Source organism: Streptococcus sanguinis SK1 = NCTC 7863 (assembly GCF_000194945.1).
GTDB classification, from domain to species: Bacteria; Bacillota; Bacilli; order Lactobacillales; family Streptococcaceae; genus Streptococcus; species Streptococcus sanguinis.
On the sequence record NZ_GL878507.1, the window covers coordinates 233,147 to 254,114 of the forward strand.

The window sequence follows — 20,968 nt, forward strand, 5'->3', positions numbered from 1 at the left end:
TTATTTGTTTGGAGACCACTGCCAGTCAGCTCCAAATTCTCTAAGGAGTTCAAAGGAAGCATCTGGTCCCATAGAACCGACAGGATACTCATGAAGAGGCACTTCGTTGCTACGCCAGAGCTCTTCAATCTGATCAATCAGCTCCCAGCTGGAGCGCACTTCATCCCAGTGGCTGAAGTTGGTTGAGTCATTGTTAAGAACGTCAAAGATTAATTTTTCGTAAGGATCAGGGGAAGCGCCACTAGCTGTTGCGTCTGTTCGATAGTCCAGAGAGAGAGGAGCTAAGCTGAAGCGCTCGCCAACCTCTTTGCCATTCATGCTGAGAGAGAAGCCCTCAGTTGGCTGGATGTGAATGGTCAGAACATTTGGTGCTAACTCCTCACCAAAGATGGACTCCATTTGCTTAAAGACGATATTGACAAGAGTGCCTTTTTCAGTGAGGCGTTTACCAGTCCGGAAGAAAAATGGAACATCACGGAAACGCTCGCTATTTACGAAGAAAGCTCCTGAAGCAAAGGTTTCAGTCATGGAGTCAGGATTGACATTAGGCTCACTCCGGTAGGAGATGTATTTCTTACCTTTGACCGTGCCTGACTTATACTGACCGCGGATAAAGAAGCGTTTTAGGTCTTCTTTATCGGGCTGTACCAAGCGCTCAAAAACTTTGACTTTCTCTGCCCGAATGTCCTCTTTGCTGAAGCTTTTCGGCTTGTCCATAGCTAAGAGTGACAGGAGCTGCAGAGTATGATTCTGTACCATATCGCGTAGAGCACCGGACTGGTCATAGTAGCCGCCACGTTCTTCGACACCTAGCTTTTCGGCAAAGGTAACCTGGACATTGTCAATGTAGTCACGATTCCAGATGTTTTCAAAGAGAAGATTGGCAAAACGAATAGCGAAAATGCTCTGAATCATTTCCTTGCCTAGATAATGGTCAATACGGAAAATCTGCTCCTCATCAAAGGCCGCTAAGAGTTCTTCGTTAAGTTGGCTGGCAGTTGCCAAGTCTGTCCCGAAAGGTTTTTCGACAATCAAACGTTCAAAGCCTTTGCCGTCTACGATATTTTCAGACTTGAGGTGTTTGGCAATGGTACCGAAAAATTGCGGAGCCATGGACAGGAAGAAGAGTTTATTGTGCTCGGCTTGGTACTGCTCATTGAGTCGATTTTGAAGCTTGCGCAGCTCAATGTAGTGCTCGGTATCCTGCACATCATGACTTTGATAGTAGAAGTGGCTGGCAAACTCTTGGGCTTGCTCTGGACTGTCAGCTAAATCAGCGATTGCTTCGACAACTACAGACTCAAAATACTCCTTGCTCCAAGGCCGGCGGGCTGTTCCAATAACAGCAAAATGCTTGGAAAGATTGCCAGACTTATAGAGTCTGAAGAGGGAGGGATAGAGTTTTCTTTTGGCCAAGTCACCGCTGGCTCCGAAAATTGTAACAATAACTTTTGAAGACATCCTGATACCTATTTTCTAAATGATGTCTCTATTTTATCACAATTTTTCTAAAGATTGTATTCAGAAATTCGGTTTCTGAAAAGGGAGATAAATAGAAAGAAATTGACCGCTGCTTGAAACATATTCAAAGATAAAAAATGAGGCTTAGACACGATTGTGCCAGCCTCGTTTTCTTTATTCAAATACCCGATAAACGTAAGGATTGTCCGGTTTTTCTACCTTATCAAAGCTTTCAACTTCTAGAGTTGGCAGGCTTTGCCCCAAACTTTTATGGTAGTGCATGGTAATTTTTCCCTTGGCATGAATCCAAGTATTATTCTCGAAATGCTGGGTATTTCCAGTCGTCAAGAGGCCATAGACACCTGAGTCGGCGATACAATGGATAATACCGAAGCGAAAGAGAAATTGGCTCTTCTGGTCGCTGGGGTCATTGTAGACAAAGCCGGTGAACTCCAGCGTTTTGCCTACAAACTCGTCGGGATAATCATAGATGACCTCCATGATTTCCATGTAGTTCTCAGTTGTGACCTGAATGGTATCTTGCTTGACATATTTCTTGGCGGCTGCCCGCATTTCTTTTTCGTAAGCTCCTTTGGTAAAGTAGGTGCTAGTGTCAGGCTTCAGGTATTGACTGGTAGTGCCTTCGTCCTGCTGAATAGCAGTTGAAGTTCCTTCAGCTAGTGGAAAATGAAATCCTTTGGCCGAAACTGTTGTCGAATCCAAGGTAACAGTTGGAAAGAAAATTCCCACAAAAAGCGGAATGACAAGGAGCATCACGCTGCCTAACTTGGCCCAGCGAGTATTTAAATGACTGTGGACCTCCATCTTCTTCATCCAAATAATGAGCTGCACAACTGCCAAGATAAAAGATAGAATCATAGACAAGTAGGCCAGATAGGAGTAGTGGAGATTGATATATTGGTTGAGCTTGCCTGTCAGCTGCAGGTACATGGTGATCTCAAAGTAGCCAACTAAGATTAGAAATCGAATCATAGCACCACCCCCACAAGCCAAGAGTAAAGAAAGACAACGACAGTAACCAGGCTGATAAATTGCCAGATAAAGCGTGTCTTAAAGTAGTTTTTCATCATCAGCAGATTCTTGACATCTAGCATAGGCCCAATGACCAAGAAAGCTAAGACTGGCGATAAGCCGAAACTAGCAATCAAGGAGCTTCCAATGAAAGCATCAGCTTCACTGCAAAGTGAGAGCAGGAAGGACAGCAGCATGAGCAGAAGAATAGCAACAGCTGGTGTTGAGCTGATGGAGGTCAGGATTCTGGTTGGCACATAGACCTGGACTAGGCTGGCAAAGAGACAGCCAAAAACCAGATAACGACCTGTATCGAAAAATTCGTCAATGGCCTGCACAAAGACCTGAAAAAGCTTTTGTCCCTTACTGAGATGTGAAAAGTCATGTTCATGGACTGCTTTGCGATTTTCTTTTTGAATATTGCTATCCGCAAAGAAGCCCAGAAAAATCCCTAAAAGAATAGCCACGACCATAGAACCTAAAGCACGAAGCAGAGCCATTCGGAGGGAATTTCCAAAGGCTGAGTAGGTCGCAAAGAGCACGATGGGGTTGATGACTGGAGCCGTTACCAGAAAGGGCACAGCCGTGTAACTGGGAACTTTCTTTTCTAGAAACCGATTTATAATGGGGACGATCCCGCACTCGCAAGAGGGGAAGACAAAACCAACCAAGCTTCCAAAGAAAATCCGAGTCCATTTGTTCTTGGGCAGGAAACGATAAACCTTGTCTGGCGTGACATACACCTCGATAAAGCCAGAAATGATACTTCCGATTAAGACAAAAGGCAGGGCCTCAATGATAATGGAGAGAAAAATGGCACCAGCTTGCAGGACACTGGCCGGTAGCTGAGAGAAGAAGTTCATTCTTTCTTATCCTTCTCATTTTTAGATTTTTTCTTGTCTTCCTCAGGGAACTCTACCTTTTCCATCTTGGGCAGGGTCGCAAATTCCTCGAACATTTTGTCCAAATCATCTGATCTAGTAAATTTAACAGCCATAAAGGCACCTCATTTCTAAAATAATAATTCTATTATACTACCAATTATCAAAAAATGAAATTTTGAGACATAAGAGACCCTTTGTCGTTAATTTACCCTAAATTTTTTTGTACAAATAGTACTAAATAGTTCTAAAATAGCCTATCTTTCAAAGCACTTGTGATATAATAGGATTGTTATGGAAAATATAAATATTGAAAAAATTGCCCAGAAATTGGGCCTTAAAGAAAGCCAAGTATCACAGGTTCTAGATCTGACCGCTGAGGGAAATACAATTCCTTTTATTGCTCGTTACCGTAAGGAAATGACAGGAAATCTGGATGAGGTCGAAATTAAGGCAATCATTGACTTAGATAAGAGCATGACTGCCTTGGCAGAGCGTAAAGCGACGGTCTTAGCTAAGATTGAGGAGCAGGGCAAACTAACGGATGCGTTGCGCTCTGAGATTGAGGCTGCTGAAAAGCTGGCTGATGTGGAAGAACTTTATCTGCCTTATAAGGAGAAACGCCGTACCAAGGCTACAATTGCCCGTGAAGCAGGTCTCTTTCCTTTGGCCCGCCTAATCCTACAGGATGCGGCTAACTTGCAGGAAGAAGCTGAGAAACTGACTAGTGAAGCCTTTCCGACAGCAGAAGCTGCTCTAGCAGGAGCAGTGGATATTCTGACTGAAGCGATTTCCGAAGACACCAAGTTACGGGCTTGGACCTACCATGAGATGCAGACCAATTCTCTTATCGTGTCCAGTCTCAAAGACGGTGATTTGGATGAAAAGCAGGTCTTCCAGATTTATTATGATTTTTCCGAAAAAGTAGCGACCATGCAAGGCTACCGTACCTTGGCTCTTAACCGTGGTGAGAAGCTAGGTATTCTCAAGGTTGGTTTTGAGCACAATCTTGATAAAATCCTGCGCTTTTTTGAAGTACGTTTCAAGGTGAAAAATGCCTATATTAGTGAAGCTATCCAGCAAGCAGTTAAAAAGAAAATCATTCCAGCCATGGAGCGCCGTATTCGGACCGAGCTGACTGAGGTGGCTGAGGATGGAGCGATTCAGCTCTTCTCAGATAACCTCCGCCATCTCCTCCTGATTGCTCCTCTCAAAGGTCGCGTAGTACTGGGCTTTGACCCAGCCTTTCGGACAGGAGCCAAGCTGGCTGTTGTTGATGCGACAGGCAAGATGCTGACGACTCATGTTATTTATCCCGTTCCACCAGCAAAGCCAGCTCAGATTGAAGCTTCTAAGAAAGAGTTGTCAGAGCTGATTGAGCAGTTTGGCGTGGAAATCATTGCCATCGGAAACGGAACTGCTAGCCGAGAAAGTGAAGCTTTTGTAGCAGAAGTCTTGAAATCTCATCCAACTGTCAGCTATGTCATCGTCAATGAGAGCGGGGCGTCTGTCTACTCTGCTAGTGAACTGGCTCGTCATGAGTTTCCAGAGTTGACCGTTGAAAAGCGCTCAGCTATTTCCATAGCCCGCCGTCTGCAGGATCCATTGGCTGAGCTGGTCAAGATTGATCCTAAGTCTATCGGGGTTGGTCAGTACCAGCATGATGTCAGCCAGAAAAAACTGTCTGAAAGTCTGGACTTTGTCGTTGATACAGTGGTTAACCAAGTCGGGGTCAATATCAACACAGCAAGTCCTGCCCTGCTTGCCCATGTAGCTGGTCTCAATAAGACTATTTCAGAAAATATTGTCAAATACCGGGAAACGGAAGGCTTGATTCGGTCTCGCGAGGCCATCAAGAAAGTGCCGCGTCTAGGCGCAAAGGCTTTTGAACAGGCGGCCGGCTTCCTGCGTATTCCTGAAAGTGATAACCTGCTAGACAATACAGGCGTTCACCCAGAGTCTTATAAGGCAGTGGAGGAGCTCTTTAAGCGTCTGGAAATCAGCAGTTTGGATGAAGCTGCCCAAGTCAAATTAAAGGCTGTTCAGACTGCTAGTTTGGCTGCAGAGCTAGGATTGGGAGAAGAAACCCTCAAAGATATTATTGCTGATTTGCTCAAGCCTGGCCGGGATTTGCGTGATTCCTTTGACGCGCCAGTTCTGCGGCAGGATGTCTTGGATATCAAGGATTTGCGCATCGGTCAAAAGTTGGAAGGTGTTGTCCGAAATGTTGTCGATTTTGGAGCCTTTGTGGATATCGGTATCCACGAAGACGGTCTTATTCATATCTCCAAGCTGAGCACGGACTATATCAAGCACCCTAGTCAGGTCCTATCTGTTGGCGACTTAGTCACAGTCTGGGTGGATAAACTGGATGTGGAGCGGGAGAAGGTCAACCTCTCTCTGATAGCACCAAATGAATCTAACTAACTATGTCAAGCGGGTTTCGCTTGAGGATTTTGGCTGGGAATTCCGCCACCAAGCTTATTGGAACAAGCGTCTCCGCACTACAGGGGGACGCTTCTTTCCTAAAGATGGTCATTTGGATTTCAACCCAAAAATCTATGAAACTTTTGGGCTGGAGACCTTCCGAAAAATTGTTCGCCATGAGCTGGCTCACTATCACCTCTATTATCAGGGTAAAGGATACCGCCATGGGGATCGAGATTTTAAAGAACTGCTCAAGCAAGTTGATGGTCTGCGCTACGCTCCTTCCTTGTCCGACTCGCAATCTTTTCTCGTCTATGAATGCCTGAGCTGCGGAGCACTTATCCGTCGTAGACGTAGAGTCAATCTTCAAAAATACCGTTGCGGACGCTGTATGGGCAAGCTCCGTTTGTCAGAGAAAGCTTGATAGATTAGCGAGAGAGTTCCTTGAAGAACTCTCTTTTTCAAAAGAATGAATATTCTAATCCATAATCAGCCTTTGGCCCGATTGTTTTCTCATGAAATATGGTAGAATAAAGTAAATATGATCATTGAGGTCTCTATCATGAACGTGAAATTCTATAAGTTGAAAAAGAATCGACTGATTTCCGGTGTCTTGTCCGGTCTATGTGATAAATTTGATTTTGATCTGAGCCTGGTGCGCTTCCTCTTTATTATCTTTACTGTGGTCAATTTCGGCTTGGGAATTCTCATCTATATCCTGCTGGCTATGGTTATGCCCTATAAAGAAGACATAGAAGAAGAAATGTATGGAACCGGCCCGCGCAAACGAAAAGAAGCTGAAGCTATCAAAGACGATAAAGACGGTTGGTTTTGGTGATTCTTAATAAAATAGAAAATTTCGGGATGCGCTCCCGATTTTTTACTTGAAGTAGGGAATGTTTTAGTAAGACATTTCTATGCCGTGATTTATTTTCTGCTTGCTTCTTTTAGAAAAAATCTAAAAAAGAAGCAGGATAGAAAACCAGGTAAATTGACACTTAAAAACATCACCAAAATATTAGCAATTTATCCAAGGAGGAAATATGACAGAAATTTGGAATGCCTATGACTTAAATCGAAATCAACTCCCTCATCTCCTGGTTCGAGGAGAAAAAATTCCTGAAGGACAGTTTCATCTATGTGTTAATGTCTTGGTTCGCCATCTGGATGGTGATATTCTCTTTATGCGGCGGTCAGCCAATAAAAGTCTCTATCCTGGCTATTATGAGTTCGGAGCGGGAGGCAGTGTGCTGGCTGGAGAGGATAGCCAGACAGCCGCCTTACGTGAATTAAAAGAGGAAACTGGTCTGGTTCCTGACAGCATCAGACTTTTGGAGCAGGTGTGCTCTGTCAATGATCAGTGCCATTTCGACTACTATGAGGTGGTTGTGTCTGGCGATAAGAGTCAAGTCCGCTATCAGGAAGGCGAAACAGATGCTCATGTCTGGTTGCCTCTGAAAGAGGTCCCAGATTTTGTAGAAAACCATCCTTGTTTTAAGAACCAAAAGAAGATTCTTAACAGCCTGCTTGACTAAGACCGTGGCTGTTTTTCTATTTTTACTAAAAAGTTGATTTAAATCAAAATATTTTTTCGCTCTAAAATCAATCTTAAAGATTCTTTTGAGGTAAAAATTTGCTATAATAGAAGCAGACAAATTTGAAGGGAGAAGACAATGTCAGTAAAGGTCAAAGACCTCTTAAAAATGTCTCGTCTGTCTCAGGAGTACGGAGATAAAGTTTTACTGGAGAAAGAAATTAAAACTTCAGATATTTCTCGGCCTGGACTTGAAATGACTGGATATTTTGATTTTTATACACCCGAGCGGATACAGCTGATTGGGATGAAAGAGTGGTCTTATCTGATGAAGATGAGCTCTCATAATCGCCATCAAGTACTGCTGAAAATGTTCCAGCCTGAGACGCCGGTGGTTATCATTGCTCGAAATTTAGAGATTCCTAAAGAAATGATTGATGCGGCTGATGAGAAGCAGGTTGCTATTCTTAGAAGCAAAGCCTCTACTAGCCGCTTGTCTGGAGAAATTTCCAGTTATCTTGATTCTCGGCTGGCTGAGAGGACCAGTGTTCATGGGGTTCTGATGGATATTTATGGCATGGGGGTTCTCATCCAAGGGGACAGTGGAATTGGTAAAAGTGAGACAGGGCTTGAATTGGTTAAGCGTGGCCATCGTTTGGTTGCGGACGATCGAGTGGATATCTATGCTAAGGATGAAGTGACCCTTTGGGGAGAGCCGGCTGAAATCCTGCGACACCTATTAGAAATTCGTGGTGTTGGTATCATAGATGTTATGAGCTTATACGGAGCCAGTGCAGTTAAAGATTCTTCTCAAGTTCAGATAGCTGTTTATTTGGAGAATTACGACACTCAAAAAACTTTTGACCGTCTAGGTAATGATACAGAGGAGCTGGAGGTTGCCGGTGTCAGAATTCCACGTATTCGGATTCCTGTAAAGACTGGCCGCAATATCTCGGTCGTAATTGAGGCTGCGGCGATGAACTATCGAGCTAAGCAAATGGGCTATGATGCTACTAAGATCTTTGAAGAGCGCCTCACCGATTTAATTAGCCGGAATGAGGTGAAACATGATTGATCCAGTAGCTATCCAACTAGGGCCTATCAGTATTCGCTGGTATGCCATCTGTATTGTCACGGGCTTAGTTTTAGCCGTTTATCTTGCCATGAAAGAAGCTCCGCGTCGGAAGATTATTCCTGATGATATTTTGGATTTTATCCTAGTGGCTTTTCCCGTAGCCATCGTGGGTGCCCGGCTTTATTACGTGGCCTTCGAGTGGGATTATTACGGTAAGAATCTGATAAAAATCATTGATTTCTGGAATGGCGGAATAGCAGGTATTGCTATTTACGGCGGGCTGATAGCTGGTGCTATCGTTCTCTACTTTTTTTGTAGGAGAAGGCTGATTCACCCAGTTGATTTTCTGGATATTGCAGCACCAAGTGTGATGATTGCCCAGAGTATTGGTCGCTGGGGAAATTTTGCCAACCATGAGGCCTATGGTGCGGCAGTTAAGAGTTTGGACTATCTGCCTAGCTTTATTCGTGAAAATATGTATATCGAAGGCAGCTACAGACAGCCAACTTTCCTCTATGAATCTCTATGGAACCTACTTGGTTTTATCTTGATTATTGTTCTCCGCCGTCGGCCTAAGTTGCTGAGACAGGGAGAAATCGCCGCCTTCTATCTAATTTGGTATGGATTTGGTCGGATGATCATTGAGGGGATGCGGACAGACAGTCTCATGTTTGCTGGTCTGCGTGTTTCCCAATGGTTATCTCTGATTCTTATTTTTGTCGGAATCGGCATCATCATTTACCAAAGAAAAAAGAAAGCCCCTTACTATCAAGAATAAGAAATAATAGATCCGTTGACTCTTTTATAAGAGATGTCAGCGATGAAAGGAGAGAAATATGATAATTGAAATTGCTTATGCTTTACTGGCAGTTGCCCTTATTATCTTCGTGATTTACTTGACGATAACAGTCAAAAATCTGGGCGAGAAAGCTGGTAAGATGCTAGATGAAACAGAAAATACCATCAAGGTCTTGACTTCTGATGTCAACGTGACCCTTCACCAAACCAATGATTTACTGGCCAAGGTCAATGTCTTGACTGACGACATCAATCAAAAAGTCGCAACTATTGATCCTTTGTTTACAGCTGTAGCGGACCTGTCTGAGTCTGTTTCAGATTTAAACGTTCAGGCGCGCACGCTGAGTAAAAAAGCTGTGTCTGTTGGCAAGGGATCTGTCAAGACAACAGCTGGTTTATCTGCTTTGCGTTTTGCTTCAAAATTGTTTAAAAAATAAGAAAGAAGGTCTATTATGGGAAAATTTTCATCACTGTTATTGGGCGCCGTTACAGGTGCAGCTGCTGCCTATTTTCTGACCAGTAAGAAAGGAAAGGAAACGACAGATAAGGTTCGGGACTTTGTTAAGGAATACCAAGAAAATCCTGATGATATTCACGAAGCTGTCGTTCAGTCTGCTAAAGACTTTTCAAATCAAGCTGTCAGCGCAATTCAACAAACCAAGGAAAAAGTTGAGAAAGGCGAGATTACAACTGAAACAGTCATCGAATCTGTCAAAGAAACGACAAAATCAGTCGTGGACTACTCGCAAGATAAGTTTAACGAAATCAAAGAAAAATTTGATAAAGAAGAAAGTAACTTTGCAGAGGAAGAGCCTGTGATCTTCCAAGAGGAAGAAGAGGAACCTTCAGAAGAAATCATAATTGACTTCGGAGCAGAAGCGACAGAAGGTCAAGAAGAAAAGACTGCTGAAACTGATAATCAAGAAGAAAAATAAAATAAAGAAGATTAGCAAAATTGCTAGTCTTCTTTGTTTGCAAGAACGAAAAAAAGAACCGAGGATAGAAAGCATCTTCGGTTTTTTCTTATATTTTAAAATCGTAGAATCACAAGGTTGGTTTATTTGCTAGTTTGGCGTTTCTTTGCGAACAGGCGATAAGATTGAATGCTAATCAGGCTAGAAGCAATGGCCAAAGTGAAGGACATAAATGTATTCATTTTTAAACTCAAAAATACAAAGCTAAACAAAACTGTCAAGACACAGAAAACAGCAATATTTAAGAAGAAAAAGAGTTCGCTTAATCTTGGTGATGTTTCTGCTTCAGGTAGGTATTCTTGATAGAGTGGTGTTTGTTCAGATTCAATTTCTTGGTAGTAGTAGTCAGTTGGGTCATCATATTGTTGGTATTTTCTTACGTGCATAATTCTCTCTCCTTACAGTACCCTCTAATTCTACCATTTTTTTGCAGTTTTAAATATTACAAAAGGATTACAAAACGAATAAATTCGAATGAAAAACCACTCCTTTATATTTTTTTGCTATAATGGTTGTATGAAAAAGATAATTATTACAGCAACAGCTGAAAGTATAGAACAAGTTGAGGAACTTTTAGAGGCAAATGTCGATCGAATTTATGTCGGTGAGAAAAATTATGGCCTTCGGTTGCCTCATAATTTTAGTTTAGACGAATTAACTCGAATTTCTGACTTGGTTCACCAAGCAGGAAAAGGGTTGACTGTTGCGGTGAACGCGCTCATGCATCAGGAAATGATGGATAATATTAAGCCTTACCTTGATTTCTTGCAGGAGATTGGGGCAGATTATATTACGGTTGGAGATGCTGGTGTTTTCTATGTGCTGCAGCGCGATGGCTATAAATTAAAAACCATTTACGACGCATCGACCATGGTTACCAGCAGCCGTCAGATTAACTTTTGGGCTAAGAACGCTGGTGTTTCAGAAGCTGTCTTGGCGCGTGAGATTCCTTCTGCTGAGCTTTTTAAGATGCCAGAAATTCTGGAAATTCCTGCTGAAGTCTTGGTTTACGGAGCTAGTGTCATCCATCACTCCAAGCGTCCTCTTTTGCAGAATTACTATAATTTTACTCGTATCGATGATGAGAAGACGAGAGAACGAGACCTCTTTCTGGCGGAACCAAGCGATCCGCAGAGCCATTACTCGATTTTTGAGGACAATCATGGTACTCATATTTTTGCCAATAATGACTTGGATTTGATGACCAAGCTGATAGAGTTGGTTGACCATGGATTCTGCAACTGGAAGCTAGAAGGTCTATACACGCCAGGCCACAACTTTGTTGAGATTGCTAAGATTTTTGTCGAGGCGAGGGATTTGATTGAAGCAGGCAAGTTTAGCTCAGATCAAGCCTTTGTTCTGGATGAGGCGATTCATAAACTGCATCCGAAAAATCGTTTTCTCGATACAGGATTTTATGACTATGATCCCGATATGGTAAAATAAACATTGAAACTAGAGCTCCTTTTAGGAGTTCTTTTTTGAAAACAAAAATAATATTTCTAAAACATGAGTAAAAAATAGATGTTTCAAACTATTTTTTGAATTAATTCGAAAAATCCGAAAATTAGAATTGTGAAAATAATTCAAAGAACCTTGCTTTTAGGGGTAAATTACTATAAAATAATAAGGATTAGACATCAACACTTTTATATTGCAAATAGGAGAAAATGATGGCAAGAAAATTGAAACGACCAGAAGTGTTATCACCTGCTGGTACTTTGGAAAAGCTAAAAGTAGCTGTTCGATATGGAGCAGATGCTGTTTTTATTGGCGGACAGGCCTATGGACTGCGCAGTCGGGCTGGGAACTTTACCTTTGAACAGATGGAAGAAGGGGTTCAGTTTGCGGCTCGTTATGGTGCTAAGGTCTATGTCGCGGCAAATATGGTCATGCACGAGGGGAATGAAGAGGGTGCTGGTGAGTGGTTCCGCCGTTTGCGAGATATCGGGATTGCGGCTGTCATTGTTTCAGATCCGGCTTTGATTGCTATTGCAGCATCGGAGGCTCCTGGTCTGGAAATCCACCTATCGACTCAGGCCAGTGCGACCAACTATGAAACGCTGGAGTTCTGGAAAAATCTAGGACTGACTCGCGTTGTCCTAGCTCGCGAAGTTTCTATGGCTGAGCTGGCAGAAATTCGCCGACGGACTAACGTTGAAATCGAAGCTTTTGTTCATGGAGCCATGTGTATTTCCTACTCCGGCCGCTGTACGTTATCCAATCACATGAGTATGCGCGATGCCAATCGTGGAGGCTGCTCGCAATCCTGTCGTTGGAAATACGACCTCTATGATATGCCTTTTGGACAAGAACGTAAGAGCTTGAAAGGTGAAGTTCCAGAAGAATTTTCCATGTCCGCTGTTGATATGTCCATGATTGACCGCATACCAGACATGATTGAAAACGGAGTGGATAGCTTGAAGATTGAGGGACGGATGAAGTCTATTCATTACGTTTCTACTGTGACCAACTGCTATAAAGCAGCTGTGAATGCTTATCTAGAAAGTCCTGAAAAGTTCGAAGCTATCAAGCAGGATTTGGTCGATGAGATGTGGAAGGTTGCTCAACGTGAATTGGCTACAGGATTCTACTATCATACTCCAACTGAAAATGAGCAGCTTTTCGGAGCGAGACGTAAGATTCCAGAATACAAATTTGTAGCAGAAGTAGTAGCCTATGACGCAGACAGTCAGACAGCGACTATTCGTCAGCGAAATGTTATTCATGAAGGGGATCAAGTTGAGTTTTACGGACCAGGCTTCCGTCATTTTGAAACCTTTATCACAGACCTTCGAGATGCTGAAGGGAATAGAATTGATCGGGCTCCTAATCCGATGGAGCTTCTGACTATTCACTTAGAGCAGCCAGTAGAGGCAGGTGATATGGTGCGGGCTCGCAAGGAAGGCTTGATTAATCTATACAAGGAAGATGGCACTAGCGTGACCGTCCGAGCTTAATCTTATATTCATAGGTGGCTTTTTAATCTAAAAGTCATCTTTATGAATACAGGTTTTCAGAGAGGAAGTAGCATGATCCAGGTTTACGGAGATATTCTTGATGAGGAGACTCGATGCCAGCATTATCACAGTGAGAGAGATATCATAGCCCTTAAGTGCTTTGCTTGTCAGAAATACTATCCTTGCTTTCTCTGTCATGACCGCTACGAAGATCATGCTTTTCTGGCCTATCCTGTGAGACGGTCAGAAGATCGAGTAGTCCTTTGCGGCCATTGCAGGACTGAGCTGACTATTTCTCAGTACCTTGGCTGTGAGGATACCTGCCCTTTCTGCGCTCATCCTTTTAATCCTGGATGCAAGAAGCATCGATCAATTTATTTTCAGACAAATAAATAACTCTTCCATCCAGCTGGATGGAAGAGCTATCTTTTGAAACGACGATTGGTGATGCGAATGTCCTTCTTTTGGGCTTCACGGATATTATTGGGTACGAGACTGATTCGCTTTATGTCCTGCACGCGGATAATAGTGGTCATACTTTTCTTGAAATTCTTGATAATCAGCTGCAGGCGCTCGCGATCGTATTTAACAATATCGCCAGTGAAGCTTTTATCCAGAAAGATAACGTGGACACCAGATTGTTTTCGCAGAGCTAGCTCGATGGTACGCAGGATGCGGCCGCTGTCCTCTGGTCCTTGTTCATTCTTTTTGCCACTGATAAATTCGTTGGCTCTTTGTAAAATCATTTCGAGATATTTTTTCATAGCTAAAATCTCCATAACTTGTTACAATATATTATATAACAAAATTCCCTAAATTGTAAATTCTTTTACGAATTATTAGTTGGAAAATAAAACAAGAGGTGAAATATGGCAGAATTTACATTCGAAATCGAAGAAAAACTTCTGGTCCTGTCTGAAAATGACAAGGGCTGGACCAAGGAGCTCAACCGCGTTAGCTTTAACGGAGCACCAGCTAAGTATGATATTCGGACTTGGAGTCCAGACCACAGCAAAATGGGCAAGGGAATTACACTATCTAATGAAGAATTCCAAGTTCTCGTGGATGCATTAAAAAACTGATAGAGAAAGCTCTATCAGTTTTTTCTATTTCTCTGAAAAGTAGGGATGGAATTTCAGACTCTTAAAAATAGGAATGCTGATGATGGTGATGACAACCATTTTTAGCAAGTCTGGCAGGATAAAAGGAGTAAGACCAACCGCGACCGACTTAGAGAAATCAAAGCCTCCCAAAAAATGGAGTCCTAGGATACCACCGACAAAGACGAGAGCATCACCCAATACATTGGCTATAAAAACCATATAGAAAGGACTGTCCTTATGGGTCAGACTGGATGTCACAAAGGCAAAGAGTAAGTAGAACCAGAGATAGCCGGCGCTTGGGCCCAAGAGAGCCTGGAAACCACCGCTTCCTCCAGCAAAGACCGGCAGACCAATAGCTCCCAGCAGCAGATAAATAAAGACTGACAAAACAGCTTCGCGAGGTTTGAAAATCGTTGCAATCAAACCGACAGCAAAAGTCTGCAGCGTGATGGGAACAGGGCCGATGGAAATAGTTAATTGGGACAGGACAGCTAGGAAGGCAGCTCCGATAGCTGGGAGGGCAAGAAGAAAAGCTTTGTTCTTGTTCATAAATAGTAAACCTCTTTTTAATTTTATGGTAACTATTTTAAAGGCTAAATAAAAAAAGTCAAGTCCTTCTTAATCGGACGAGACAATTATACAGACAGATTCTTATTTTAGTTTCTTGCTTCTGATGAGCAAGACGAAGAAGGCGATAAGACCAAAAATATTAAAGAAAAGGATGCCCAAGGCCGCAAGAAGTTTTTTTGTTTTACTCATCAGTTTTCCTCATTTCTGGATTACTTTGTACTATCATATCAAAATTTTCAATGTTTGAATAGGCTTCATTAGAAAAATTAGCTATAGCTTCAAACTATATTCTTATCAATAAAAAAGGATTATCTAAAAGTGCTATAAAGAATTGCAGCAGCACACTTTGATTGATATAATAATGCAAAAGTAAATAAGAGTTTTTGCTAGAGGTGTGGGTGCGTAATCAACATCTTCCCAAAGCAAGACTGACTAGATTGGAGAAGGCTATGACAGATTTATTAAAAATTTATCAGGAACTACAGGAGAAAAAATGGGTTAACTTGTCCCATCAGATCAAGGAAGATAGTCCGCATTTTCCAGCTCTGCCTGCCTTGGAGAAGAAGGATATTTTCACTTTGAAAGACGGTTTTCATGTTCAGCAGTTTTCTGTAGTTGGCCAGTACGGGACTCATATTGATGCTCCGATTCACTTTGTGGAGGGTGGTCGCTGGTTGGAAGAGATTGAACTAAAAGATCTTTTCCTGCCTTTGGTGGTTATTGATAAGTCTAAGGAAGTAGCAGAGAATCCAGACTTTATTCTGGGCAAGCAGGATATTTTAGATTTTGAAGCGGAGCAAGGGCAGATTGAGCCAGGAACGTTTGTTGCTTTTCGCTCAGACTGGTCCAAGCGTTGGCCGAGTCAATCAGCTATGCGCAATCTGGATGATCAGGAGATTCAGCATACTCCTGGGTGGGGACGGGATGCTCTAGAGTTCCTTATCCATGAGCGTGGTGTTAAGGCGGTAGGTCACGAAACCTTTGATACAGATGCAGGTATTCCTACAGCAGAGCATGGATTGCTTAATGAATACTATCTTTTGGAGCAGGACATTTATCAGCTAGAAGTTATGACCAATCTAGATCAGCTGCCGGCTAAGGGTGCTCTCATATCAATTAGCTTTCCCAACTGGCATCAAGCCAGCGGTTCACCAGTTAGAGCTGTAGCTATTTTACCATAAAGAAAAAGGAGTCTGAGATTTCATTTCAGGCTCCTTGTCGCATATAATAACTAATAAAAAGATCGCTTTTTATAATCTTTGGAATTTCTTGATGGATATTTCAAAGGAATGTCAAATGAAGTTGAAATAGCTTTAATTACAATCTTACAAAAATGTAAGATTCGTCTGTAAAATGAAAGATTAGGTTATGGAATGGTCATGATCTTTATTATAAAATGGTAGCAGAAGTCAAAAAGAGGCTGGAATACCAAACCTCTTCTGATTTTGAATTTTTTATCGCATGGTCACGAATTCTTCGGAACCTGTCGGGTGAATAGCAACTGTAGCATCAAAGTCAGCCTTGGTAGCGCCCATCTTGATAGCAACTGCGAAACCTTGAATCATCTCGTCTACTCCGTAGCCAATGCCGTGCAGGCCAACGACCTTTTCGTCCTCACCGGCAGTGATGAGCTTGAACTTGGCCTGTTGGCGGTGCTGGGTGACAGCTGAATACATGGATGTGAAGCTAGATGTGTAAACGTGAATATTTTCAGCTCCGTAAGTCTTGATAGCCTCTACCTCAGTTAGGCCGACTGTCCCAATAGCGGGATGGGAGAAGACGACAGTTGGAATAGTTGAGTAGTCCATCTTAGCATTTGTTTTACCATTGAAAAGACGCTCAGACAGAGTTCGTCCAGCCTTGATAGCAACAGGAGTTAATTCTTTTTCGCCTGTTACATCGCCGAGAGCATAGATGCCAGGAACCACAGTGTTTTGGTACTCATCTACAGCGATAAAGCCACGTTCATTGAGAGTGACGCCAGCTGCTTCCAGATTGAGGTCTTGAACGTTTGGCTTACGACCGATTGCCCAGATAACATGCTGGGCTGTGTGACTGCTGCCATCTTCAAAGTAGAGCTTGAGCTGACCATCAGGCAGTTTTTCCAGCTTTTGTGGAATCTTATGAGTATGAAGCTGGAGTCCAGACTTTTCCATTTCTTGGAGCAAACCGTCAATCAGATAGCTGTCAAAGTTGCGTAGTGGTCGATCCTTACGGACAAAAAGGTCTGTTTTAACTCCTAGAGCATGGAGCACGCCGGCTAGCTCAACTGCTATATAGCCTGCTCCAACAATGGCCACAGATTCAGGTAATTCTTCCCAAGCAAAGACATCATCAGAATTTTCTCCGTAGCCTGCGCCAGGGATCTTGGGGATAGCTGCATGAGCACCCGTCGCAATGACAATGTGCTTGGCACGAATAAGTTCACCGTTGACTTGGACAGTGTTTGCATCTACAAAGCGGGCACGGCCTTCGATCAGCTCAACCCCATTCCGCTTGAAGCTACCATCGTAAGACGAACGTGCTCTGTCAATATAAGCTTCACGATTTTTCCGAAGGGTAGCAAAATCAAAAGTTTGATTGTCAGAAGTAAAGCCGTAGTCCGGTCCATAATGCTGGATAGCTTCAGCGATTTGAGCTCCGTACCACATAATCTTCTTTGGGACACAGCCGACATTGACACAGGTGCCACCCAGTTTCTTTTCTTCAATAACGGCAACCTTGGCACCGTATTCGCCGGCCCGATTCATGGTAGCAATTCCCCCGCTGCCACCGCCAATAGCAATCATATCAAATTCTTTCATCTTTTTAGAATCTCCTTCTATTATATGAGGTAATTGTACCTTTTTTAGCAGGTGAATGCAAAAATCTGCTACGGATTTAAGTGGAGTGACTATCTGAGATAAAATAGCAACCATTTGTGAGAAACTGTAAATTTTTTTAGAAGAATTATGATAGCCTTGTGATATAATATAACAAAAGAAAATCGTTTTCATCAAGAGGAGGAAAAAAGATGAAAAAGTTAAAGAAATGGCAATTATTTAGCATTATTGGAGCTACGATTGCAGTTGTTGCAGGAGCAGTTCTCTTCATGTTTCTAAATGGAGGGAATCCTTCTGAGGCACCGATCGATACGACTCCCTTAGTTCAAAAGGCCAAGGAAGGATCAGTGGCTTCTTCAGTCTTACTGACAGGCAATGTCACAGCCAGCAACGAGCAGTACATCTACTATGACAGCACCAAGGGTGACTTGGAAAATGTACTGGTCAATGTTGGTGACCAGGTGACTGCCGGTCAAGCTTTGGTAACTTATAAAAGCGCAGAGGCTCAGGCTGCTTATGATGCGGCTGCTCGGGCGGTTAGCAAAGCCGATCGTCAATTGCATGACTTGCAAACCAATGGTGTGACTGTAAATACGACTGGCGATGAAGAAGCAGATGGGGCGTCTGAAGCTCAGGCACAGCGTTCTGTCGAGTCTCAGGCAGCTGACCTGCGCGATGCTCGGGCTGATGCAGTAGATAATATGAACAAAGCGCAAGCTACTCTCAATGCCTTAACAGTAACCAGCACAGCAGATGGTACGGTCGTAGAAGTCAACCGCGATGTTTCAAAATCAACAACTGGTGCCACTCAAACCTTGGTTCATATCGTCAGCAATGGTAATCTGCAAATTAAGGGAGAATTGTCCGAATACAACCTGGCTAACTTGTCTGTCGGTCAAGAAGTGACCATTACATCAAAAGTTTACCCAGACAAGAAATGGACTGGTAAAATCAGCTACATTTCCAACTATCCAAAAGACGGCCAGCAGGCAGCAGCTCAACCGTCTGGAACAGGTGGCAGCGGAACAGCTTCAGGTTCTAAATATCCATTTACAATTGACATTACCAGCGAGATTGGTGAGCTCAAGCAAGGTTTCTCTGTCAACATTGAAGTTAAAAACAATACTCAGGGACTCATTGTGCCAGTCAGCAGTGTGGTAATGGACGGAGACAAGAACTATGTTTGGGTTCTGGAAAAAGGAGTTGCTAAGAAGACAGAAGTGACGCTCGGAAATGCTGATGCTGAAAATCAAGAAATCTCATCTGGTTTGACAAAGGATAGTAAAGTTATCATCAATCCGACAGATAGCTTGAAAGACGGTCAAGAGGTGAAATCTTATGAAGAAGCTAATTGAGTTAAAAAATATTAATAAGAGCTATCGCAATGGAGATCAGGAACTACAGGTATTAAAAGACATCAGTTTGGAGGTTGAAGAGGGCGAGTTTGTTGCTATCATGGGACCGTCTGGATCTGGTAAGTCTACTCTGATGAATATCATTGGGATGCTGGATCGTCCGACCACTGGTGAATACCATCTAGGAAGCGAAGAAGTAGCTAAGCTAGGTGATAAGAAGCTGGCCAAGGTTCGAAATAGGCAAATCGGCTTTGTCTTCCAGCAGTTCTTTCTCTTGTCTAAGCTTAATGCCTTGCAAAATGTGGAACTGCCCTTGATCTATGCAGGTGTTGGTCAGTCTAAACGGAAGTCCTTGGCCGAGCAGTTTCTGACCAAGGTGGAGCTGGACACGCGGATGCACCATCTGCCTTCAGAGCTCTCTGGAGGACAGAAGCAGCGGGTTGCCATTGCTCGTGCTTTGGTCAATAATCCCTCTCTGATTCTGGCTGACGAACCGACGGGGGCCTTGGATACCAAGACTGGTGAGCAGATTATGGAGCTCTTAACTGAGCTCAATCGAGAAGGGAAAACCATTATCATGGTAACCCACGAGCCTGAGATTGCTGCCTATGCCAAACGGCAGATTGTCATTCGTGACGGTGTCATCTCATCTGATAGCGCTAAGGAAGGAGGACTAGCCTAATGCAAAACTGGAAATTTGCCATTAGCTCCATTCTTGGACACAAGATGCGGTCTTTCCTGACCATGATTGGGATTATTATCGGAGTGGCTTCGGTTGTGGTTATCATGGCCTTAGGAGATTCCATTACCCGACGGGTCAATGAGAGTTTTACCAAAAGTCAGAAAAACATGCGCCTCGTCTTTTCTCCTAAAAAGAGCAAGGACGGCTCCTATACACAAACGGCTGATCTCTATTCTGTAAATGTGGAAGATGAAAGCGAAGAAGTGGTGGAACCACCCAAGGCCCAGGAAGCATGGGTTAAGGAATTGACCCATATCAAGGGAGTGGACGGCTACTATGTGACCAACTCTGCTATGGAAACCTTTAGCTACGAAAATAAGAAGGCTGAGCGCGTCAACTTTGTCGGAGCAAACATGACCTATATTCAGGTAAAAAAATACAAAATCATTGCTGGTCGTGCTCTGAGACAGCAAGACTATCAAGGCTTTGCCAGTGTTGTGCTGCTAGACGAAGGTCTGGCTGCGACCCTTTTTTCTTCCGCTGAAGAGGCAATCAATAAGATTGTGACAGTGGGTGCCAGTAACTATCGGGTGATTGGGGTTTATAGAGATCCTGAAACTCCTGCTGCATCTGGCTCCATGCAGGTCTATGGTGGTAATGCCATTACAACTAATACTCTCATAGCTGCAAACTTTGGAGTAGATGAAATTTCAGAGATTGTTCTTCGGGTGAATGATACCAGCTTGGTTCCAGAACTTGGCCCTAAGGTTGCCAAGAAATTAACAGAAATTGCTGGTCTGCAACAGGGCGAATATCAAGTGACAGATGATAGTGCCCTCTATCAGGAAGTACAAAATATTTATGGTGCCATGACAGGAGTTATCGGTGCCATCGCCGGAATCTCACTTTTTGTTGGTGGTATCGGCGTTATGAATATCATGTTGGTATCGGTCACTGAGCGGACTCGTGAAATCGGTCTGCGGAAAGCTCTGGGAGCAACACGTGGTAACATACTAATGCAATTTTTGATTGAGTCTATGATTTTGACACTGATTGGTGGTTTGATTGGACTGGTTCTAGCTGCGGGACTTGCGTCTGTACTAGGCTCAGCCATGAGTCAAATGCTGGAAGGAACACCAGTAACGGTATCTCTACCAGTCAGCATCGTCAGCCTTCTCTTCTCAGCAACCATCGGTGTTCTCTTCGGTATCCTGCCAGCCAACAAGGCCTCTAAACTAGATCCAATTGAAGCACTGAGATATGAATAATACAACAAAAAGTCTGGTTTCCCAGA

The 20,968-nt window shown here is 43.2% G+C and carries 24 protein-coding genes; 16 read left to right on the forward strand and 8 right to left on the reverse strand.

Annotated elements, in window-relative coordinates; genetic code table 11:
* From zwf to HMPREF9378_RS11640, 4 genes are all read right to left on the reverse strand, one after another.
* Nucleotides 1-1,461: a glucose-6-phosphate dehydrogenase gene (gene zwf / locus HMPREF9378_RS09655; protein ID WP_002899946.1), complete on the reverse strand. Its 1,461-nt coding sequence runs from the start codon at nt 1,459-1,461 to the stop codon at nt 1-3.
* Nucleotides 1,462-1,635: 174 nt separating this feature from the next.
* On the reverse strand, nt 1,636-2,454 hold the full coding sequence (locus HMPREF9378_RS09650; protein WP_002897211.1) for a TIGR03943 family putative permease subunit: 819 nt from the start codon (nt 2,452-2,454) through the stop codon (nt 1,636-1,638).
* Nucleotides 2,451-3,356, reverse strand: a complete 906-nt coding sequence (locus HMPREF9378_RS09645; protein ID WP_002897212.1) for a permease — start codon at nt 3,354-3,356, stop codon at nt 2,451-2,453. Before HMPREF9378_RS09645 ends, HMPREF9378_RS09650 begins: the two co-directional genes overlap by 4 nt.
* Nucleotides 3,353-3,490, reverse strand: a complete 138-nt coding sequence (locus HMPREF9378_RS11640; protein ID WP_002897213.1) for an SPJ_0845 family protein — start codon at nt 3,488-3,490, stop codon at nt 3,353-3,355. The genes HMPREF9378_RS09645 and HMPREF9378_RS11640 overlap by 4 nt, the downstream gene beginning before the upstream one ends.
* A 178-nt stretch (nt 3,491-3,668) precedes the next feature.
* On the opposite strand from HMPREF9378_RS11640, the gene HMPREF9378_RS09640 reads away from it, so the two are divergent.
* The 8 genes from HMPREF9378_RS09640 to HMPREF9378_RS09605 all read left to right on the forward strand — a co-directional run bounded on the left by HMPREF9378_RS09640 (nt 3,669) and on the right by HMPREF9378_RS09605 (nt 10,143).
* On the forward strand, nt 3,669-5,801 hold the full coding sequence (locus HMPREF9378_RS09640; RefSeq protein ID WP_002903146.1) for a Tex family protein: 2,133 nt from the start codon (nt 3,669-3,671) through the stop codon (nt 5,799-5,801).
* Entirely contained in the window at nt 5,788-6,225 is a 438-nt protein-coding gene (locus HMPREF9378_RS09635; protein ID WP_002903144.1) for a SprT family protein, read from the forward strand. The genes HMPREF9378_RS09640 and HMPREF9378_RS09635 overlap by 14 nt, the downstream gene beginning before the upstream one ends.
* Nucleotides 6,226-6,363: 138 nt before the next feature.
* A complete protein-coding gene (locus HMPREF9378_RS09630; protein ID WP_023916493.1) occupies nt 6,364-6,639 on the forward strand; it encodes a PspC domain-containing protein in 276 nt (91 codons plus the stop codon).
* A 205-nt stretch (nt 6,640-6,844) separates the two neighbouring features.
* On the forward strand, nt 6,845-7,336 hold the full coding sequence (locus HMPREF9378_RS09625) for an NUDIX hydrolase (RefSeq protein WP_002903142.1): 492 nt from the start codon (nt 6,845-6,847) through the stop codon (nt 7,334-7,336).
* A 138-nt stretch (nt 7,337-7,474) separates the two neighbouring features.
* On the forward strand, nt 7,475-8,410 hold the full coding sequence (gene hprK / locus HMPREF9378_RS09620) for an HPr(Ser) kinase/phosphatase (RefSeq protein WP_002894971.1): 936 nt from the start codon (nt 7,475-7,477) through the stop codon (nt 8,408-8,410).
* On the forward strand, nt 8,403-9,188 hold the full coding sequence (gene lgt / locus HMPREF9378_RS09615; RefSeq protein ID WP_002897218.1) for a prolipoprotein diacylglyceryl transferase: 786 nt from the start codon (nt 8,403-8,405) through the stop codon (nt 9,186-9,188). Before hprK ends, lgt begins: the two co-directional genes overlap by 8 nt.
* 58 nt (nt 9,189-9,246) lie before the next feature.
* The gene (locus tag HMPREF9378_RS09610) at nt 9,247-9,645 is read left to right on the forward strand and encodes a DUF948 domain-containing protein (RefSeq protein WP_002894975.1); all 399 of its coding nucleotides are present in this window, start codon (nt 9,247-9,249) and stop codon (nt 9,643-9,645) included.
* 15 nt (nt 9,646-9,660) lie between these two features.
* Complete coding sequence (locus HMPREF9378_RS09605; protein WP_002906111.1) at nt 9,661-10,143, forward strand: YtxH domain-containing protein; 483 nt, start codon at nt 9,661-9,663, stop codon at nt 10,141-10,143.
* A gap of 122 nt (nt 10,144-10,265) precedes the next feature.
* On the opposite strand, the gene HMPREF9378_RS09600 is transcribed toward HMPREF9378_RS09605, so the two are convergent.
* Nucleotides 10,266-10,568 carry a DUF3270 family protein gene (locus HMPREF9378_RS09600; protein WP_002894977.1) on the reverse strand — a complete coding sequence of 101 codons (303 nt, stop codon included), beginning with the start codon at nt 10,566-10,568 and terminating at the stop codon, nt 10,266-10,268.
* A 130-nt stretch (nt 10,569-10,698) separates the two neighbouring features.
* Here HMPREF9378_RS09600 and HMPREF9378_RS09595 point away from each other — a divergent pair, with 130 nt between their 5' ends.
* From HMPREF9378_RS09595 to HMPREF9378_RS11050, 3 genes are all read left to right on the forward strand, one after another.
* Nucleotides 10,699-11,628, forward strand: a complete 930-nt coding sequence (locus HMPREF9378_RS09595; RefSeq protein ID WP_002913386.1) for a peptidase U32 family protein — start codon at nt 10,699-10,701, stop codon at nt 11,626-11,628.
* 227 nt (nt 11,629-11,855) lie between these two features.
* A complete protein-coding gene (locus HMPREF9378_RS09590; RefSeq protein WP_032911126.1) occupies nt 11,856-13,142 on the forward strand; it encodes a peptidase U32 family protein in 1,287 nt (428 codons plus the stop codon).
* Between the two features lie 72 nt (nt 13,143-13,214).
* Nucleotides 13,215-13,538 carry a CHY zinc finger protein gene (locus HMPREF9378_RS11050; protein ID WP_049547907.1) on the forward strand — a complete coding sequence of 108 codons (324 nt, stop codon included), beginning with the start codon at nt 13,215-13,217 and terminating at the stop codon, nt 13,536-13,538.
* 26 nt (nt 13,539-13,564) lie between these two features.
* Here the strand turns inward: HMPREF9378_RS11050 and HMPREF9378_RS09585 are convergent, their stop codons facing one another.
* Nucleotides 13,565-13,921 (reverse strand): hypothetical protein, encoded by a 357-nt coding sequence (locus tag HMPREF9378_RS09585; protein ID WP_002899965.1) that lies wholly within the window; start codon nt 13,919-13,921, stop codon nt 13,565-13,567.
* Nucleotides 13,922-14,011: 90 nt separating this feature from the next.
* On the opposite strand from HMPREF9378_RS09585, the gene HMPREF9378_RS09580 reads away from it, so the two are divergent.
* Nucleotides 14,012-14,224, forward strand: a complete 213-nt coding sequence (locus HMPREF9378_RS09580) for a YdbC family protein (protein ID WP_002913390.1) — start codon at nt 14,012-14,014, stop codon at nt 14,222-14,224.
* Nucleotides 14,225-14,248: 24 nt separating this feature from the next.
* Here the strand turns inward: HMPREF9378_RS09580 and HMPREF9378_RS09575 are convergent, their stop codons facing one another.
* On the reverse strand, nt 14,249-14,794 hold the full coding sequence (locus HMPREF9378_RS09575) for a biotin transporter BioY (protein ID WP_002913391.1): 546 nt from the start codon (nt 14,792-14,794) through the stop codon (nt 14,249-14,251).
* Between the two features lie 470 nt (nt 14,795-15,264).
* On the opposite strand from HMPREF9378_RS09575, the gene HMPREF9378_RS09570 reads away from it, so the two are divergent.
* Entirely contained in the window at nt 15,265-15,996 is a 732-nt protein-coding gene (locus HMPREF9378_RS09570; RefSeq protein WP_032911127.1) for a cyclase family protein, read from the forward strand.
* A gap of 273 nt (nt 15,997-16,269) precedes the next feature.
* Here HMPREF9378_RS09570 and gorA read toward each other — a convergent pair whose 3' ends face one another.
* Complete coding sequence (gene gorA, locus HMPREF9378_RS09565; protein ID WP_032911128.1) at nt 16,270-17,619, reverse strand: glutathione-disulfide reductase; 1,350 nt, start codon at nt 17,617-17,619, stop codon at nt 16,270-16,272.
* 209 nt (nt 17,620-17,828) lie between these two features.
* Between gorA and HMPREF9378_RS09560 the strand changes: the two genes are divergently transcribed.
* From HMPREF9378_RS09560 to HMPREF9378_RS09550, 3 genes are read left to right on the forward strand one after another with little or no spacing between them, the layout of a single operon-like run.
* Complete coding sequence (locus HMPREF9378_RS09560) at nt 17,829-18,992, forward strand: efflux RND transporter periplasmic adaptor subunit (protein WP_002913394.1); 1,164 nt, start codon at nt 17,829-17,831, stop codon at nt 18,990-18,992.
* Nucleotides 18,976-19,674: an ABC transporter ATP-binding protein gene (locus HMPREF9378_RS09555; protein ID WP_002913395.1), complete on the forward strand. Its 699-nt coding sequence runs from the start codon at nt 18,976-18,978 to the stop codon at nt 19,672-19,674. Before HMPREF9378_RS09560 ends, HMPREF9378_RS09555 begins: the two co-directional genes overlap by 17 nt.
* Nucleotides 19,674-20,942, forward strand: coding sequence for an ABC transporter permease (locus tag HMPREF9378_RS09550; RefSeq protein ID WP_002913396.1), 1,269 nt, complete (start codon nt 19,674-19,676; stop codon nt 20,940-20,942). Before HMPREF9378_RS09555 ends, HMPREF9378_RS09550 begins: the two co-directional genes overlap by 1 nt.
* The last annotated feature ends 26 nt before the right edge of the window (nt 20,943-20,968 follow it).

Bases quoted from the DNA above. Each gene is read 5' to 3' on its own strand.
- zwf (WP_002899946.1), bottom strand. From the start codon at position 1,461: ATGTCTTCAAAAGTTATTGTTACAATTTTCGGAGCCAGCGGTGACTTG.
- HMPREF9378_RS09585 (WP_002899965.1), bottom strand. From the start codon at position 13,921: ATGGAGATTTTAGCTATGAAAAAATATCTCGAAATGATTTTACAAAGA.
- HMPREF9378_RS09575 (WP_002913391.1), bottom strand. From the start codon at position 14,794: ATGAACAAGAACAAAGCTTTTCTTCTTGCCCTCCCAGCTATCGGAGCT.
- HMPREF9378_RS09560 (WP_002913394.1), top strand. From the start codon at position 17,829: ATGAAAAAGTTAAAGAAATGGCAATTATTTAGCATTATTGGAGCTACG.
- HMPREF9378_RS09640 (WP_002903146.1), top strand. From the start codon at position 3,669: ATGGAAAATATAAATATTGAAAAAATTGCCCAGAAATTGGGCCTTAAA.
- hprK (WP_002894971.1), top strand. From the start codon at position 7,475: ATGTCAGTAAAGGTCAAAGACCTCTTAAAAATGTCTCGTCTGTCTCAG.
- HMPREF9378_RS09550 (WP_002913396.1), top strand. From the start codon at position 19,674: ATGCAAAACTGGAAATTTGCCATTAGCTCCATTCTTGGACACAAGATG.
- lgt (WP_002897218.1), top strand. From the start codon at position 8,403: ATGATTGATCCAGTAGCTATCCAACTAGGGCCTATCAGTATTCGCTGG.
- HMPREF9378_RS09630 (WP_023916493.1), top strand. From the start codon at position 6,364: ATGAACGTGAAATTCTATAAGTTGAAAAAGAATCGACTGATTTCCGGT.
- HMPREF9378_RS11050 (WP_049547907.1), top strand. From the start codon at position 13,215: ATGATCCAGGTTTACGGAGATATTCTTGATGAGGAGACTCGATGCCAG.
- HMPREF9378_RS09570 (WP_032911127.1), top strand. From the start codon at position 15,265: ATGACAGATTTATTAAAAATTTATCAGGAACTACAGGAGAAAAAATGG.
- HMPREF9378_RS09580 (WP_002913390.1), top strand. From the start codon at position 14,012: ATGGCAGAATTTACATTCGAAATCGAAGAAAAACTTCTGGTCCTGTCT.
- HMPREF9378_RS09625 (WP_002903142.1), top strand. From the start codon at position 6,845: ATGACAGAAATTTGGAATGCCTATGACTTAAATCGAAATCAACTCCCT.
- HMPREF9378_RS09645 (WP_002897212.1), bottom strand. From the start codon at position 3,356: ATGAACTTCTTCTCTCAGCTACCGGCCAGTGTCCTGCAAGCTGGTGCC.
- HMPREF9378_RS09650 (WP_002897211.1), bottom strand. From the start codon at position 2,454: ATGATTCGATTTCTAATCTTAGTTGGCTACTTTGAGATCACCATGTAC.
- HMPREF9378_RS11640 (WP_002897213.1), bottom strand. From the start codon at position 3,490: ATGGCTGTTAAATTTACTAGATCAGATGATTTGGACAAAATGTTCGAG.
- HMPREF9378_RS09605 (WP_002906111.1), top strand. From the start codon at position 9,661: ATGGGAAAATTTTCATCACTGTTATTGGGCGCCGTTACAGGTGCAGCT.
- gorA (WP_032911128.1), bottom strand. From the start codon at position 17,619: ATGAAAGAATTTGATATGATTGCTATTGGCGGTGGCAGCGGGGGAATT.
- HMPREF9378_RS09590 (WP_032911126.1), top strand. From the start codon at position 11,856: ATGGCAAGAAAATTGAAACGACCAGAAGTGTTATCACCTGCTGGTACT.
- HMPREF9378_RS09610 (WP_002894975.1), top strand. From the start codon at position 9,247: ATGATAATTGAAATTGCTTATGCTTTACTGGCAGTTGCCCTTATTATC.
- HMPREF9378_RS09555 (WP_002913395.1), top strand. From the start codon at position 18,976: ATGAAGAAGCTAATTGAGTTAAAAAATATTAATAAGAGCTATCGCAAT.
- HMPREF9378_RS09600 (WP_002894977.1), bottom strand. From the start codon at position 10,568: ATGCACGTAAGAAAATACCAACAATATGATGACCCAACTGACTACTAC.
- HMPREF9378_RS09595 (WP_002913386.1), top strand. From the start codon at position 10,699: ATGAAAAAGATAATTATTACAGCAACAGCTGAAAGTATAGAACAAGTT.
- HMPREF9378_RS09635 (WP_002903144.1), top strand. From the start codon at position 5,788: ATGAATCTAACTAACTATGTCAAGCGGGTTTCGCTTGAGGATTTTGGC.